We start from the raw sequence: 15,837 nt of genomic DNA on the forward strand, positions 1-15,837 counted from the left end.
CGGTTGGCACAGGCATTGCTCCTGAAACCCGATGAACCGGATGGATCGAGTCGCGATCGTGCATCGCATCCAGGCCATTGCGCCTAGACTTGCCCAGCTGGTTACTGCCGGGATGCCCCGAGGCCTCCCACCCACAACAAGAGGAAACATCAATGTTCAAACTGACTGCCAAGGCGCTGGCATGCGCCCTGTCGCTGAGCATCGCTGGTCTGGCCCACGCGGCTGACCCGATCACCATCAAGTTCTCTCACGTGGTCGCCGAGAACACGCCGAAAGGCCAGGGCGCCCTGATGTTCAAGAAACTGGTGGAAGAGCGTCTGGCCGGCAAGGTCGAGGTACAGGTTTACCCGAACTCCTCGCTGTTCGGCGATGGCAAGGAAATGGAAGCCCTGCTGCTGGGCGACGTTCAGCTGATCGCGCCGTCGCTGGCCAAGTTCGAACACTACTCCAAGGGCGTTCAGGTCTTCGACCTGCCGTTCCTGTTCGACGACATCGCAGCGGTCGACCGCTTCCAGCAAGGTGAAGCCGGCCAGAGCCTGCTGCGCTCGATGGAAGACAAGAACATCACCGGCCTGGGCTACTGGCACAACGGCATGAAGCAGCTGTCGGCCAACAAGCCGCTGCGCGAGCCGAAGGACGCCCGTGGTCTGAAGTTCCGCGTACAGGCTTCCGCCGTGCTGGACGAGCAGTTCAAGGCCGTGCGCGCCAACCCGCGCAAGATGAGCTTCGCCGAGGTCTACCAGGGCCTGCAGACTGGCGTGGTCAACGGTGCCGAGAACCCCTACTCGAACATCTACTCGCAGAAGATGCACGAAGTGCAGAAGTACATCACCGAGTCCAACCACGGTCTGCTGGACTACATGGTGATCACCAACACCAAGTTCTGGAACGGTCTGCCGGCTGACGTACGCGGCGAGCTGGAAAAGATCCTGGACGAAGTGACCGTCGCGGTGAACAAGCAGGCTGACGAGCTGAACCAGGCCGACAAGCAGCGCATCATCGACGCCGGCACCACCGAGATCATCGACCTGACTCCGGAGCAGCGCGAAATGTGGCGCGAAGCCATGAAGCCGGTCTGGAAGAAGTTCGAAGGCGAAATCGGTGCCGACCTGATCAAGGCCGCCGAAGCCGCCAACCAGGCTAACTAAGCCTTTGCCGAGGGGCGGCCACCCCGCTCCTCGGCTGTACCACCCAGCGATACCCGACAGCTCAGTGAAAAAACAAAGCCGCTAGCGAAGACCAGGCCCGCACCAAGGGCAGGAAGGCCATGCCGAGGTGATCCCGGGCTGGGCCGCTTCACTGGCCACAACAAGAGTTTTTCATTGCTCTGTCTCCCAGCCTGCCCCGGCTGGTTCACGGCGCACCTCCGTGCTGCCTTTCGATACAACCGCAGTCCATCGGGAGATGTCATCCATGAACGCCCTCTGGCGCGTCTGGGACCACTTCGAGGAAGGCTTCATCGCCTTTCTGCTGGCCGCCATGACACTGGTGACCTTCGTCTACGTGATCCTCAACAACCTCTACACGCTGTTCTACGACTTGGGCGACCGCTTCGAAGGCACCGCCGACTTCTGGTTCGCCATCGGTGACTTCATCATCGGTCTGGCCCAGTCCATGACCTGGAGCACCGCGCTGACCAAGGCGCTGTTCGCCTGGCTGATCTTCTCCGGCCTGGCCTATGGCGTGCGTACCGCCGGCCATATCGGCGTCGACGCGCTGGTCAAGCTGGCGCCGCGTCATATCCAGCGTGTCATCGGCATCATCGCCTGCCTGTTCTGCCTGGGCTACGCCGGTCTGCTGACCGTGGCCAGCTTCGAGTGGATCCAGACCCTGTTCATCGCCAACATCGGCGCCGAGGACCTGGGCCACATCGGCGTCAAGCAGTGGCACATCGGCCTGATCGTGCCGTTCGGTTTCGCCATGGTGTTCATCCGTTTCGCCGAAATTTTCGTGCGCATCCTGCGCAACGAGCAGACCGGCCTCGGCCTCGCCGATGAAGCGGCCGATGCGCTCAAGCACGGCGAAGAGGAGCCCAAGCAATGACCATCCTGTTCCTGTTCGTCGCCCTCTTCGCACTGATGTTCATCGGTGTGCCGGTGGCCGTTTCCCTGGGCCTGGCCGGCTCGCTGACCATCATGATCTTCAGCCAGGACTCGGTGCGCTCGCTGGCGATCAAGCTGTTCGAGACCTCCGAGCACTACACCCTGCTGGCCATTCCCTTCTTCCTGCTGGCTGGCGCCTTCATGACCACCGGCGGCGTGGCCCGTCGTCTGATCGACTTCGCCAATGCCTGCGTCGGCCACATCCGTGGCGGCCTGGCCATCGGTGCGGTGCTGGCGTGCATGCTGTTCGCCGCACTGTCCGGTTCGTCGCCGGCCACCGTGGCTGCGGTCGGCTCCATTGCCATCGCCGGCATGGTGCGCTCCGGTTACCCGCAGGCCTTCGGCGCCGGCATCGTCTGTAACGCCGGTACCCTGGGCATCCTGATCCCGCCGTCGGTGGTCATGGTGGTCTACGCCGCCGCGACCGAGACCTCCGTGGGCAAGCTGTTCATGGCCGGTGTCGTCCCGGGCATCATGCTCGGCCTGGCGCTGATGGTGGCGATCTACATCATCGCGGTGAAGAAGAACCTGCCGGCCCTGCCGCGGGCGAGCTTCCGCGAGTGGCTGAGCGCCGCGCGCAAGGCGATCTGGGGCCTGCTGCTGATGGTGATCATCCTCGGCGGTATCTACTCCGGCATGTTCACCCCGACCGAAGCGGCGGCGGTGGCGGCGGTGTATTCGGCCTTCGTCGCGCTGTTCGTCTACAAGGACATCACGCTGCGCGATTGCCCGAAAGTGCTGCTGGAGTCCGGCAAGCTGTCGATCATGCTGATGTTCATCATCGCCAACGCCATGCTGTTCGCCCACGTGCTGACCACCGAGCAGATCCCGCAGGCGATCACTGCCTGGGTGATCGAAGCCGGCCTGCAGCCGTGGATGTTCCTGCTGGTGGTGAACATCGTGCTGCTGGTCGCCGGAGCCTTCATGGAGCCGTCGGCGATCATCCTGATCCTGGCACCGATCCTGTTCCCGATCGCCGTCCAGCTGGGCATCGACCCGATCCACCTGGGCATCATCATGGTGGTGAACATGGAGATCGGATTGATCACACCACCGGTGGGGCTGAACCTGTTCGTCGCCTCGGCGGTGACGGGCATGCCGGTGACCCAGGTGATCCGCGCGGTGCTGCCATGGCTGGCACTGATGCTGAGCTTCCTGGTGATCATCACCTACGTGCCATCGATCTCCCTGGCCCTGCCGAACTGGCTGGGCATGTAGCCCGCCAGCACAGCCTTCCTGCTTTTCAGCCCGGCCTTCGCGCCGGGCTTTTTTTTCGCCGGGAGAAACCTCGGGCGGGGGGTCAGACTGCCAGCGGGTCGGCCGGGCGACGACGGAACCAGCCGGTCAGTGACAGGCGATCGGCCTGGGTGACCAGCACCTCGTGGGGAAACTCGCCGGAAAGAAACACCACCAAATTGCCGGCCAGCGGCGGCACGTCCAGCTGCGAACCGTCCGGCATGTGCATGCGCAGTTCGCCGGCATGGGCAGGCTGCCAGTCCGGATTCAGGTACAGCACGGCGGTCACCGAGCGGCTGTCGTCATCACGAAAACGGTCCAGATGGGTCTGGTAGAAGGCGCCCGGCGGATAGAAGGCGAAGTGACACTCGAACTCCTCGAGTCCGAGGAACAGCTCGCGGTTAAGCTGCTGGCGCAGACCATCCATGACTTCGAGATAGTCGTCGCAGACCGGCGACTGGCCGGGTTCCAGCCACTGGATATGGTCGCTGCGAATGCCTTCGCGCACCGCCTGGGCGTCGCCGCGGCCGACGCCAGCGGGGGCCAGCGCGCCCTCGGCCTCGCGCTTGCGGCACTCGTCGGCCAGCTTGTGGGTCACATCACTGGGAAGGAAAGAACTCTGCAGCGACCAGCCGCGCTCGGCCAGGTCGTCGATGATCGAAGAGAACTGCAAGGAAGTGACTCCGATGGGATACCGAACGAGTCTAGGGTCTGTTGAGACTCCGCCACAAGCAGCGATGCTGCGCCAAATGGCAGCAGCAACTCGCGCGCCTCGACAAGCACGCGTCGGGGCACGGAAAATGAACCGCCCGCCAGACAGGAGCTTCCATGCGCGCCCTCTTGACCTGTGTACTGCTGACCTTCAGCCTCGCCAGCTTCGCCGACACCTATGAAGAGCTCTACGAAACCGCCGGCTGGACCGAACAGCGGGCCAATTTCGCCGATGCCCTGACTGCCGCGCAGCAGCGCTACAAGGACACCCTGCCACCGGCGGTATTCCAGGCCCTGGTGACCAACAGCAATCGCCGCTTCGCCTCCCATGCCATCGACCAGCGGGCGCAGCGCGCGCTGCGCGAGCATCTGGCCGACCCGCAGCCGGCGCTGGAATTCTTCCAGTCCCCGCTGGGGCGCAAGATCGTCTCGGCCGAGGTGCTGGCCGCACGCCGGGAACAGCTGGCGCGCCATACCGACGGCCTGCCGCGCGTAACGGCCGAAAGCAACCGGCAGCTGCTGATTCGCCATCTGGCCCAGGACATCCCGGCCAGCGAGGCGGGTGCGGAAGTCAGCCTGGCGCTGGCCGGTGTCGCCGCCGACAGCCTTAGCCAGATGATTCCCGGCCTGTTGGGCGGCAATCAGGCGCAGAACCTGCTGAGCAGCCAGCGTCAGCGAATGATCCAGCAGATCGAGGCCGATCTGGACAATACCCTGCTCTACGTCTATCGCGAGCTGTCCGACGCCGAGCTGGAGGAGTACGTACAGTTCGCCCAGTCCGAGGATGGCAAGGCCTATTACCAGGCCGCGCTGCAAGCCCTGCGTGCGGGCCTGGCGGTGGGCATGAGCGGCGCCGAGCTGGAGCCGCAGCAGGGTATCTGACCGCCGCGTCGGGCTATTTCAGGCGCTCGCGCAGAAAGTCGAAGTAGGCCCGGCGCAGCTCCTCGCGCTCGTTCACCAGATGGTGCCGTGCCTCCGGCAGACGCAGCACCTCGGCACCGGCAAATTTGCGCTGCAGCACCGGCAGGTTGTACTGCCAATCCACGGTCATGTCCGCCTCACCCTGCACGATCAGCGGAGCCTGAGCACTGTCCGCGGCCCGCTCGATGCGCGGAATCCAGCGCGACAGCGCACCGACCCAGGCGGTGGGCAGGATGTCCGGCTGCAGCGGGTCCTGGGTCTGCACGAACTCGAGGAAGCCGGGGTCGCTGGAGTTCTCGCTGAAAGTCCGCGGAATCTGCTGAACGAAACGCCGCACCAGCTCGTAGCTGATGCGCGAGCGCAGCCAGGCCCGCGGGCGAACCAGTGGCGCCAGCAGGATGGTCCGCCCGAGGTCGCCGAGCGGCTCCTGATGCAGCAGATGATCCAGCGCGATGGCGCCGCCGGTGCTCTGGCCCAGCAGATGCCAAGGCCGTGGCAGATCGAGCCGACGGGCCTGCTCGAAGAGTCCGGAAAGCACCGCCTGGTACTCATCGAATTCGTTGATGCTGGCGCGCGGCCCGCTGGACAGTCCATGGCCGGGCAGGTCGCAGGCGAGCACCGCAAAACCCATCTCCAGGCCCCAGTCGACCACGTGCCGGTACAACCCCATGTGATCGTAATACCCATGCAGAACCAGCAGACTGGCGTGCGGCTGCTCGGGCCACCAGGCCTGGGCGACGACGTCGTAGTCGTGCACGCGAAAGCGTCCGAGACGCCGCTGCACCTTGCCCCGGTGTGGCAGGTCCAGCCCGTAGTAGGCCTGATAGTGCAGCGCCTCGGCCGAAGCCTCGGTGGCCTCGCTCAGGGCGGGCAGGCTGTTGCGCAATCGATCGGGCTGGATGAGCGTGGACATCGACTTTCTTCGGCTGGCTGGTACTCCGGATATTCAGCTCTGCAGCGCGTCATGGCAAGCTTGCGCACCCAGCTAGGAACCTGCCATGAGCGCACGTCGCAAATACCTGATCGCCGCCCTGATCGCCCTGCTCTGGGGCGCCGCCATGCTCGCCGCGTTCTGGTGGTTCGAGGCGCGCTACCTGCGCACCTTCGAGGGCGAGCGCGCCGAACTCTTCTCCGGCGACGCCCTGCGCCTACCCGCCGCGCTGCAGGGCCCGGGGCCGGTGCGCTTCGTGCATTTCTGGGACCCTGGCTGCCCGTGCAACGTCGGCAACCAGCAGCACCTGCAGGATTTGCTGCAGCGCTTCGCCGGTCAGCCCGTGGACTTCTACGAGGTGCGCAAGCCCGGCAGCAAGGGTCGCCTGCCGCAACCGCTGGCGGCCTTGAAGCCACTCGACGGGCTCATCGGCGCCGAGCAGCTACCGGCCAGCCCGGCAGTTGGCATCTGGGACCAGAGCGGCGAACTGGTCTACATCGGCCCTTACAGCGAGGGCGCGGTGTGCACCTCGGACAACAGCTTCGTCGAGCCGATCCTCGATGCGGTACTCGCCGGGCGCAAGGTGCGCGCCACGCATTCGCTGGCGGTGGCCTGTTTCTGCGACTGGCAGCAGTAGCGCGCTTGCGACAGGTAAACTTGATCGCAATCAAATGATAACTATTATCAGTTAAACGAGAATTGCTCCCATCCAAGTCGGCATCACCGCCGACGAAATATCCGGGAGCCGTTCGATGATTTTCCGCCTTCACCCGCTCGCCCTGGCCTGCCTGGCCGTCAGCACCTCTTCCGTACTCGCCGCGCCCCTGGAGTTGCAGGAAACCGTCGTCACCGCCAAGGGCTACGAGGCCGCGACGCAGGACATTCCGCAAGCCATCGAGGTGCTGCAGGCTCAGCCAACCGAAACGGCAGCGCCGGCCGGCAGCCTGTTCCGCGGCAAGCCCGGGCTCGCCGTGCATAGCGACGGCGCCTGGGGGCAGAACCCGGTGTTGCGCGGCATGAAGAAGGAAAGCGTGGTGCTGATGGTCGACGGCGTGCGGGTCAATTCCGGCCAGCCGCAGGGCTCGCTGGCCTCCATGCTCGATCTCGGCCTGCTGGAACGCGCCGAAGTGGTCAAGGGTCCGGGCTCGGTGCTGTACGGCAGCGGCGCCATGGGCGGGGTGGTCAACCTGATCACGCCACAGGCACGCTTCACCGAGCAGGACGAACGCGGCGGACGCTTCTCCACCAGCGCCAGCAGCGTCGACAAGGGCTTTACCGGCGCTACGCTGCTGCGCGACTCCAGCAGCGATCATGCGCTGGTGCTGGGCGTAGCCGGGCGCAAGGTCAACGACTACAAGAGCCCCAACGGTAACGAAGAGAACACCGGCTATAGCTCCGATACCCTGCTGCTCAAGTACAAGCAGCGCCTGGCCGAGGATGTCAGCGTCAACCTGAACGTCCAGCGCCACACCGACCGCGACGTCTGGTACCCGGGCTCGGCGCGTACCGGTGGCCAGCCGGGCGGTGCCGGCATCCCGGTACCGCTCGGCACCGCGACCATCCATTCGCCGGAACAGCAACGCGAGCTATTCCAGATCGGCCTGGAAAACGGCCTCGGTGAAGGCACCCTGACCACCGAGCTCTATCGTCAGGAGGTGTACCGGGAGATACGTGCCTACTCCGAGCGGCTCGACCGCGACTATGTACGCAACAACGTCAGCTTCATTACCCACGGGCTGCGCTCGAGCTGGGTGGTGCCGGTCGCCGATCACCTGCTGACGGTGGGCGTCGACGGCTGGAAGATGACCGGCGATCCGGAACGCTACGTGGATGGCCCGCCGACCTTCAACAACAACCAGCGCAACGACCCCTTCAAGGATGCCGAGATCGAATCCTACGGGCTGTTCGTGCAGGACGAATTCGACCTCGGCCAGACACGCCTGACGGCCGGCGCCCGCTACGACCGCATCAGCGCCGACGCCCGAGCCAAGGGAAACGGTCCTTCATTTACAACCAGCGGCCTGGACAGCACCGACCACAACCTGTCGTGGTCGCTGGGCGCGCTGCATCCGCTGACTGACACCCTGAACCTCTACGCCAACGTCGGCCAGGCCTACCGCGCCGCCGACATGCGCGAGCGCTACGACGATGCGCCGCGCGGCGACGGCTACTTCCACGTCGGCAACCCGCAGCTGGACCCGGAGCGCTCCACCAGTTTCGAGCTCGGCCTCAAGGGTAGCGATGGCGATTTCACCTATCATCTGGCGGCCTTCCACACCCGCATCGACGATTACATCGCCGGCCGCGTGACCGGCACCAACGCCCCGAATGGACTGCCGATCAAGCGCACCGAGAACCTCGACAAGGTGGTGATCTACGGTCTCGAAGGCAGCGCCAGCAAGGGCGTCGGCGCCTTCGTGGTGGACGGCAGCTTCACCTGGCTGCGCGGCGAGAACAAACAGGACGACGAACCACTGCACCAGATGCCAGCCCACGAGTTGACCCTAGGCATCGGCCAGCCAGCCGAGCGCGGCCTCTACTGGCATGCGCAGCTGCGTGCGGTCGCCGAGCAGGATCGTGTAGCGACCGAGTTCACCCGCGGTGGCGAGGATCGTACCGCAGGCTTCGTTACTGCCGATGCCAGCCTCGGCTGGGGCTTCGGCAAGATCGGCGTGCTGCAGACCGCTAACCTCGACGCGCGCCTGAGCAACCTGTTCGACAAGGCCTACCACGAGCATCTGGCTGACGGCATCAGCGGCAACGAGCTGCAAGCACCCAGGCGCGGCATCACCGTCGCGCTGAGCGGGAGCTTCTGATGCTGCGCCACCTGCTGATGGCCATTCTGCTGGCGGCTGGAGCACCAGCGCTGGCGGACAAGCTGCCGCGCCTGGTCCTGGCCGGCCCTTCCTCGTCGGTATCGAACCCGCTGATCCACATGGTCGAATCCGGAGCACTGGACGACCTGGCGGACAAGGTGGAATTCGTTAGCTGGCGCGATCCCGACCAACTGCGCCTGCTGGCGCTGAACCAGCAGGCGGACGTGCTGGCCATGCCGGTCAACGTCGCCGCCAACCTGTACAACCGCGGCGCCAAGCTGCGCATGCTCAACGTTTCGACCTGGGGTCTGCTCTGGCTGGTCTCCCGCGAACAGGGCATGAGCACCCTCGACGACCTGCGCGGCAAGGAAATCGCCATGCCGTTCCGCGGCGACATGCCGGACATCCTCTTCGGCCTGCTGGCCGAGCGTGCCGGCATCGTTGTGCGCAACGACCTGCGTTTGCGCTACGTCGCCACGCCCATCGACGCCATGCAGCTGTTGCTGATGCGCCGTACCGACCACGCCCTGCTCGCTGAGCCGGCCATCTCCATGGCCCTGCGCAAGGCCAGCGAAGGGCCGCTGGGACTGGTGGCACCGGACCTGTATCGCAGCGTCGACCTGCAACAGGAATGGGGCCGTCTGTTGCAACGCGAAGCACGCATCCCACAGGCCGGTATCGCGCTGATGGCCAGCGTGAAGGACCAGCCGCAGATCGCCGCACGGATCGCCCAGGCCTACGCCGACTCGCTGCAATGGTGCAGCATCAACGCCGAGCGCTGCGGCCAACTGGTCGCCAGGCATCTGCCGATGCTCAGCGCCGAAGCGGTAACCGATTCGCTGGCCGTGGCGCAGATGGAGGCCGTGCCCGCCGCCGAGGCGCGGGCAGAAGTGGAGTATCTGTTCGAGCTGCTGTTGCAAAAGAATCCGGCGCTGATCGGCGGCAAGCTGCCGGCCGATGACTTCTACTCGCCAGTCAGCGATCAGCCATGAGCCTCCTGCGCAGCTGGCTGACCAGCCTGCCCGGCTATCTGTGGAGTGGCTGGGGCGCGCTGGCCAGCCTGTTTCTGTTGCTGGCCGCTTGGGAGGCAGTGGCCAGTCACTATGGCGCGCTGGTGCTGCCGGCGCCGCTGGAGACCTTTTCCCGCCTGCTCCAGCTGATCGATGAAGGTGCCGCCTGGCCGGAGCTGCTGGCCACCAGTCGCCGGGGGCTGCTCGGCTTTGCCCTGTCCGTGGCAGTCGGCAGCGTGCTCGGGCTCGCCGCCGGTGTCTCCATGACCGCCTCGATGATGGCGCGGCCGCTGGTCACCGTGCTCATGGGCATGCCGCCAATCGCCTGGCTGGTACTGGCGATGCTCTGGTTCGGCGCCAGCGACGGCACTCCGGTGTTCACCGTGTTCATCGCCAGCTTTCCGCTGGTGTTCGTCGGCGCACTGCAAGGCACCCGCACGCTGGATAACCAGCTCAAGGACATGGCCCTGGCATTCCGTCTGCCGCGGCGGATGCTGCTGCTCGATGTCTATCTGCCGCACGTCGTCTCCTACCTGTTCCCCGCGTGGATCACCGCGCTCGCCATGGCCTGGAAGATCGTGGTGATGGCCGAACTGCTGGCCACCCAGGATGGCGTCGGCGCCGCCCTAGCGGTGTCACGCTCGCACCTGGACACCAGCGCGACCATGGCCTGGATTACCGCGGTGGTCGGCCTGCTGCTGGCGGTGGAATACCTGCTGCTGGAACCGATCAAGCGCGAAGTCGAGCGCTGGCGCGAGGTACCTTCATGACGCAATTGCATATCCACGGCCTGGCCCACGCCTTCGGCCGCAACGAGATCTTCAGCGGCATTGACTTCAACCTGACAGCGGGTGAAGTGGTCGCCCTGGTCGGCCCCTCCGGCTGCGGCAAGACCACCCTGCTGCACCTCTGTGCCGGACTGCTGGACGTACAGCAAGGACGCATCGACAACGGTTTCGGCAACCCCGCCAGCATGTTCCAGCAACCGCGGCTGCTGCCGTGGAAGACCACTGTCGACAACATCGCCCTAGGGCTCAAGGCGGCCGGCATGGCGCGGCAGCAACGCATGCAGCAGGCCAGCTCCCTCGCGCTGCGCCTGGGCCTCGCCGCGGGCGATCTCGGCAAGTTTCCGCACCAGCTTTCCGGCGGCATGCAGAGCCGCGTCTCCCTGGCGCGGGCGCTGGTGCTGCAGCCGGATCTGCTGCTGCTCGACGAACCCTTCGCCGCGCTGGATATCGGCCTCAAGGAAGACCTTTATGCCCTGCTGCTGGCCGAGCAGGCCGCACGCGGCATGGGCGTGCTGATGATCACCCACGACCTGATGGAAGCCGTGCGCCTGGCCGACCGCATCCTGGTCATGGCGGCGGCGCCGGGGCGCATCGTCAGCCGCCTGGAGCTGGATCTGCCAGCCGTGCAGCGCAGCGATACCTGGATCTACCAGCACACCGCCGAGTTGCTGCAGTTGCCGGCCGTAAGAGAGAGTTTCGGCCTGGCCAGCCGCGCGCCGCAGACCTTGCCTAACGCTGCCAAAGTCGCCATTCGCGAGGCGGCACCCTTACCCCTCGCCAGCAGAGCACGCTCACGATGCTGAAAACCTTATCACCGCGACTCGCCAACTGGCCGCTGCTGCTGTGCAGCTTCCGTCCGCTGTTTCTCGCTACCGTGCTGCTGGCCGTGGCCGGCATCGCACTCTGGCTGGGCTTTCTCGGGTTCGGGTTGCCGCTGCCAAGCGTGCCGGGCGGTCCGCTGGTCTGGCATGCCCACGAAATGCTGTTCGGCTTCGGCCTGGCGGCAGTCGCCGGCTTCGTCCTCACTGCGGTGCCGGAATTTACCTCTACCGCGGCACTCGGTCGGCAGGTAGGTTTCGGCTTTCTACTGCTGTGGCTAGCCGCCAGGCTGAGCTTCTGGCTTTCCGGCGTCATTGGGCCGTGGCCGGCGGCGCTGTTCAACAGTGCCTTCGCCATCGCCCTGGTTGTGCTGCTCACACCGCGCCTGCTGGGCGACCCGCTGCGCCGGCAGTACGGCTTCTTCGGCGGGCTCAGCGCGCTGGCGCTGGTGACCGTGGGCTTTCATGTCGATGCCGTCGCCGGCCAGTACCCGATGCGCTGGCTGTACGCTGGCATTGGCGTGATGATGGTGCTGATCGTGGTGGCCATGAGCCGAATCTCCATGCGCATTCTCAACGACGCCATTCAGGCACGCCGGGATGCCGGGCACGACGTGGACGAGGACTACCGCGCGCGCCCGCCACGACGCAACCTGGCGATCTTCTGCATCAGCCTGTTCACCCTCGCCGAATGGCTGGCCCTCCCGGCGCCGCTGAACGGCTGGCTGGCCCTGGCCACAGCCGCCGCGATGTTCAACCTGCTCAACGACTGGCACATCGGCCGCGCGCTGCTGGAGCGTTGGTCGTTGATGCTCTACAGCGTGTACTGGCTGATGGCGCTGGGCTATGGCGCACTGGGTGTCTCGCTGCTAGCCGACGGCTTTGCCAACAGCGCCGGGCGCCATCTGCTGACAGTCGGGGCCATGGGCGTCTCGATTCTCGCGGTGCTGTGCATCGCCGGGCGTACCCACAGTGGCTATGCACTGGATCAGCGGCGCTGGGTGCCGATCGCAACCTGCCTGCTGGTGCTCGCCGCGCTGCTGCGTGCCAGCGCGGGGCTGCCGGGCGCTCCCGTGCCGCTGCTGAACATGCTCGCCGGGCTCGGTTGGCTGACAGTCTTTGGCCTGGCGCTACGCTACATGGCACCGATCTGGCTGCGTCCGCGCCCGGACGGTGGTACCGGATGTGAAGAGCCGATGGATGAACACAGCACGGGGTCGGGCTGCCGGACCTGAGCGGTGATCGGCAACTGGACGCGGCATTCGCTGCAGGCGAACAGACAACCGAGCCGTGAATGCGAGCTCGGGGACGGAAAAGGCGCGGCGGTGGATAAGCTTCGCGTTATTCACCCTACCGCTCTGCGGCAGGGGACAATCCATCTGAAACGAAAAGGGCGCATCGATGCGCCCTTTTCGTTTTGCTGCTCAAACCATCATCAGGTATGCGCCGAAGGCGGTACCAGCACCTTGCGGCTGTCGATCACCTGGCGCCAGGTGGGATTGCCAGCGGTCTCATCCATCGCCTGCTGCATGGCGCGGATGCGGCGTTTTTCGGCGCGCCGGGTGAGGTACCAGGCAAGGAAGGTCGCCAGCGACACGCTGAGCAGGATCAGGCTGGCCACGGCATTGATTTCCGGCTTCACGCCCAGGCGCACGGCGGAGAAGATCTCCATTGGCAGGGTGGTCGAGCCGGGACCGGAGACGAAGCTTGCGAGCACCAGGTCGTCCAGCGACAGGGCGAAGGAGAGCATGCCGCCCGCGGCCAGCGACGGCGCGATCATCGGCATGGTGATCAGGAAGAACACCTTCCACGGCCGCGCGCCGAGGTCCATCGCTGCTTCCTCGATCGACAGGTCCAGCTCCCGCAGACGCGCCATCACCACCACCGCGACGTAGGCCGAGCAGAACGTGGTGTGCGCGATCCAGATGGTCACCAGGCCGCGCTGGGCCGGCCAGCCGACCAGTTGCGCCATGGCCACGAACAGCAGCAGCAGGGACAGACCGGTGATCACCTCGGGCATCACCAGCGGCGCGGTGACCAGCCCGCCGAACAGCGTGCGGCCACGGAACACCGGGATGCGCGTCAGCACGAAGGCGGCCATGGTGCCCAGCGCCACCGCGGCGACTGCGGTATAGGCGGCGACCTCCAGCGAGCGCATCACCGCGCCCATCAGCTGCGAGTTGTCGAGCAGGCCGGTGTACCACTTCAGCGACCAGCCACCCCACACCGTCACCAGCCGCGAGGCGTTGAACGAGTAGATGACCAGGATCACCATCGGCAGGTAGATGAACAGCAGGCCAAGGACCAGGATCAGGTTGGAAAAGCTCCAGCGTTTCATAGCTTGCCCTCCAGCGCCTTAGCCTGGTTCCTGTTGAACAGGATGATCGGTACCAGCAGGATCGCCAGCATCACCACCGCCAGTGCCGAGGCCACCGGCCAGTCGCGGTTGTTGAAGAACTCCTGCCACAGCACCTTGCCGATCATCAGCGTCTCCGGGCCGCCGAGCAGCTCGGGAATGACGAACTCGCCCACCACCGGGATGAACACCAGCATGCAGCCGGCAATGATGCCGTTCTTCGACAGGGGCACGGTGATCTTCCAGAAGCTGGTGAGGTTGCGCGCGCCCAGGTCGGAGGCGGCCTCCAGCAGGCTCGGGTCGTGCTTCACCAGGTTGGCGTAGAGCGGCAGGATCATGAACGGCAGGTACGAATAGACCACACCGATGTACACCGCCACGTCGGTGTTGAGGATCTGCAGCGGCCGGTCGATCAGGCCCATGCCCAGCAGCAGGCTGTTGAGCAGGCCATTGCTGCTGAGGATGCCCATCCAGGCGTAGACGCGGATCAGGATGGCGGTCCAGGTCGGCATCATGATCAGCAGCAGCAACACGGTCTGCAGATCCTTGCGCGCGCGGGCGATGGCATAGGCCATGGGGTAACCGATCACCAGGCAGAGCAGCGTGCTGAAGAAGGCGATCTTCAGCGAGCCCAGATAAGCGGCCAGGTACAGCTCGTCCTCGCTGAGGAAGATGTAGTTGCCCAGGTTGATCAGTACCTGCAGCTGCTGCTCGGCGTAACGGAAGATTTCCGTGTACGGCGGAATCGCCACGTCGGCCTCGGCGAAGCTGATCTTCAGCACGATGGCGAACGGCAGCAGGAAAAACAGGAACAGCCACAGGAAGGGCACGCCGATGACCAGTCGGCGTCCGGTATTCAAGGGCGAGCGGCTCATGCCTGCAGCACCACGCCGCTGTCATCCCACCAGTAGACGTACACCTCTTCCTCCCAGGTCGGCAGTTTCACATGGCGCTCGGCGTTGGCCATGAAGGCCTGCAGCACACCACCGGACGGTAGCTTGATGTAGTACACCGAATGACCGCCCAGGTAGGCGATGTCGTGCACGACGCCCTTGGCCCAGTTGTAGCCCGGACGCTCCAGTTCCGGCAGCTCGGTGCCGATCAGCAGCTTTTCCGGGCGCAGGGCGTAGGTGATGTGCTTGTCCTGCGCACGGGTGCTGATGCCGTGGCCAACGTAGATCGGATTGTCCAGTCCGGGCGAGGCGATGATCGCGTGGTCGCCCATGTCTTCCACCAGCTCGCCCTCGAACAGGTTGACGTTGCCGATGAACTCGCAGACCAGGCGACTGGCCGGCGTCTCGTAGATGTCCATCGGGCTGCCGACCTGGGCGATCCAGCCCTGATGCATGATGGCGATGCGCTCGGCCATGGTCATGGCCTCTTCCTGGTCGTGGGTCACCATCACGCAGGTCACGCCGACGCGCTCGATGATCTGTACCAGTTCCAGTTGCATCTGCGAGCGCAGCTTCTTGTCCAAGGCGCCCATCGGCTCGTCGAGCAGCAGCAGTTTCGGGCGCTTGGCCAGCGAGCGCGCCAGGGCGACGCGCTGGCGCTGGCCACCAGAGAGCTGATGCGGTTTGCGCTTGGCGTACTGGGTCATCTGCACCAGACCGAGCATTTCCTTGACCCGCTCCTCGATCTCGGCCTTCGGCAGACCGTCCTGCTTGAGACCGAAGGCGATGTTCTGCTCAACGGTCATGTGCGGGAACAGGGCATAGGACTGGAACATCATGTTGATCGGCCGCTCGTACGGCGGCATGTCGGTGATGTCCTGGCCATCCAGGAAGATGCGCCCTTCGGTGGGTCGCTCGAAGCCCGCCAGCATGCGCAGCAGGGTCGACTTGCCCGAGCCGGAACCGCCCAGCAGCGCGAAGATCTCGCCCTGATGAATGCTCAGCGAGACGTCATCGACCGCCACCGTTTCGTCGAACTTCTTGGTGACGCGATCGATCTTCAGCAGCACCTGCTTGTTCTTGCTCTCGCCACTGAGGGCCTTCTTGTAGGCGCTGGAGGCAACGGCCATGCGCGAACTCCCGAAATGAAAAAAGTTGGCCGGCCAGAGCCGGGCTATCTATGAGTCGTTGCTGCGGGCGCGTCGTCAGACGCACCCTTCAATGTCCTTCCCGCGTCACGGCCGCCATGGGGCGC

Annotated in this window: 15 protein-coding genes; 10 read left to right on the plus strand and 5 right to left on the minus strand. The window is 65.2% G+C overall.

Annotated features, from left to right (window positions below; all coding sequences use genetic code 11):
* The first annotated feature begins 152 nt into the window (after window positions 1-152).
* The 3 genes from dctP to dctM all read left to right on the plus strand — a co-directional run bounded on the left by dctP (window position 153) and on the right by dctM (window position 3,320).
* A complete protein-coding gene (gene dctP, locus ACVRRC_RS02930) occupies window positions 153-1,148 on the plus strand; it encodes a C4-dicarboxylate TRAP substrate-binding protein DctP (protein ID WP_013981241.1) in 996 nt (331 codons plus the stop codon).
* 265 nt (window positions 1,149-1,413) lie between these two features.
* Window positions 1,414-2,043, plus strand: a complete 630-nt coding sequence (locus tag ACVRRC_RS02935) for a TRAP transporter small permease (RefSeq protein WP_011911327.1) — start codon at window positions 1,414-1,416, stop codon at window positions 2,041-2,043.
* Window positions 2,040-3,320 (plus strand): C4-dicarboxylate TRAP transporter large permease protein DctM, encoded by a 1,281-nt coding sequence (gene dctM / locus ACVRRC_RS02940; protein ID WP_011911326.1) that lies wholly within the window; start codon window positions 2,040-2,042, stop codon window positions 3,318-3,320. The genes ACVRRC_RS02935 and dctM overlap by 4 nt, the downstream gene beginning before the upstream one ends.
* Window positions 3,321-3,402: 82 nt before the next feature.
* Here dctM and ACVRRC_RS02945 read toward each other — a convergent pair whose 3' ends face one another.
* Window positions 3,403-4,011 (minus strand): 2OG-Fe(II) oxygenase, encoded by a 609-nt coding sequence (locus ACVRRC_RS02945; protein WP_017246005.1) that lies wholly within the window; start codon window positions 4,009-4,011, stop codon window positions 3,403-3,405.
* Between the two features lie 155 nt (window positions 4,012-4,166).
* Between ACVRRC_RS02945 and ACVRRC_RS02950 the strand changes: the two genes are divergently transcribed.
* Window positions 4,167-4,931 (plus strand): hypothetical protein, encoded by a 765-nt coding sequence (locus tag ACVRRC_RS02950; protein WP_472996610.1) that lies wholly within the window; start codon window positions 4,167-4,169, stop codon window positions 4,929-4,931.
* 13 nt (window positions 4,932-4,944) lie between these two features.
* Here the strand turns inward: ACVRRC_RS02950 and bipL are convergent, their stop codons facing one another.
* Complete coding sequence (gene bipL, locus ACVRRC_RS02955; RefSeq protein ID WP_013981237.1) at window positions 4,945-5,883, minus strand: phospholipase BipL; 939 nt, start codon at window positions 5,881-5,883, stop codon at window positions 4,945-4,947.
* An 85-nt stretch (window positions 5,884-5,968) separates the two neighbouring features.
* On the opposite strand from bipL, the gene ACVRRC_RS02960 reads away from it, so the two are divergent.
* From ACVRRC_RS02960 to ACVRRC_RS02985, 6 genes are all read left to right on the plus strand, one after another.
* Window positions 5,969-6,538: a DUF6436 domain-containing protein gene (locus ACVRRC_RS02960; protein WP_472996611.1), complete on the plus strand. Its 570-nt coding sequence runs from the start codon at window positions 5,969-5,971 to the stop codon at window positions 6,536-6,538.
* Window positions 6,539-6,653: 115 nt separating this feature from the next.
* On the plus strand, window positions 6,654-8,717 hold the full coding sequence (locus tag ACVRRC_RS02965; protein ID WP_313288513.1) for a TonB-dependent receptor plug domain-containing protein: 2,064 nt from the start codon (window positions 6,654-6,656) through the stop codon (window positions 8,715-8,717).
* A complete protein-coding gene (locus ACVRRC_RS02970) occupies window positions 8,717-9,709 on the plus strand; it encodes an ABC transporter substrate-binding protein (protein WP_014595354.1) in 993 nt (330 codons plus the stop codon). The genes ACVRRC_RS02965 and ACVRRC_RS02970 overlap by 1 nt, the downstream gene beginning before the upstream one ends.
* Window positions 9,706-10,497 (plus strand): ABC transporter permease, encoded by a 792-nt coding sequence (locus ACVRRC_RS02975; RefSeq protein ID WP_014595353.1) that lies wholly within the window; start codon window positions 9,706-9,708, stop codon window positions 10,495-10,497. Before ACVRRC_RS02970 ends, ACVRRC_RS02975 begins: the two co-directional genes overlap by 4 nt.
* Window positions 10,494-11,318: an ABC transporter ATP-binding protein gene (locus ACVRRC_RS02980; RefSeq protein WP_014595352.1), complete on the plus strand. Its 825-nt coding sequence runs from the start codon at window positions 10,494-10,496 to the stop codon at window positions 11,316-11,318. The genes ACVRRC_RS02975 and ACVRRC_RS02980 overlap by 4 nt, the downstream gene beginning before the upstream one ends.
* Window positions 11,312-12,568: an NnrS family protein gene (locus tag ACVRRC_RS02985; protein WP_014595351.1), complete on the plus strand. Its 1,257-nt coding sequence runs from the start codon at window positions 11,312-11,314 to the stop codon at window positions 12,566-12,568. Before ACVRRC_RS02980 ends, ACVRRC_RS02985 begins: the two co-directional genes overlap by 7 nt.
* Before the next feature lie 200 nt (window positions 12,569-12,768).
* Here the strand turns inward: ACVRRC_RS02985 and ACVRRC_RS02990 are convergent, their stop codons facing one another.
* From ACVRRC_RS02990 to potA, 3 genes are read right to left on the minus strand one after another with little or no spacing between them, the layout of a single operon-like run.
* On the minus strand, window positions 12,769-13,671 hold the full coding sequence (locus tag ACVRRC_RS02990; protein ID WP_014595350.1) for an ABC transporter permease subunit: 903 nt from the start codon (window positions 13,669-13,671) through the stop codon (window positions 12,769-12,771).
* Window positions 13,668-14,549: an ABC transporter permease subunit gene (locus ACVRRC_RS02995; protein WP_169917855.1), complete on the minus strand. Its 882-nt coding sequence runs from the start codon at window positions 14,547-14,549 to the stop codon at window positions 13,668-13,670. Before ACVRRC_RS02995 ends, ACVRRC_RS02990 begins: the two co-directional genes overlap by 4 nt.
* 11 nt (window positions 14,550-14,560) lie before the next feature.
* Window positions 14,561-15,712, minus strand: coding sequence for a polyamine ABC transporter ATP-binding protein (potA, locus tag ACVRRC_RS03000; RefSeq protein WP_011911319.1), 1,152 nt, complete (start codon window positions 15,710-15,712; stop codon window positions 14,561-14,563).
* Between the last annotated feature and the right edge of the window lie 125 nt (window positions 15,713-15,837).

It is taken from the genome of Stutzerimonas sp. LR2, from assembly GCF_055755175.1.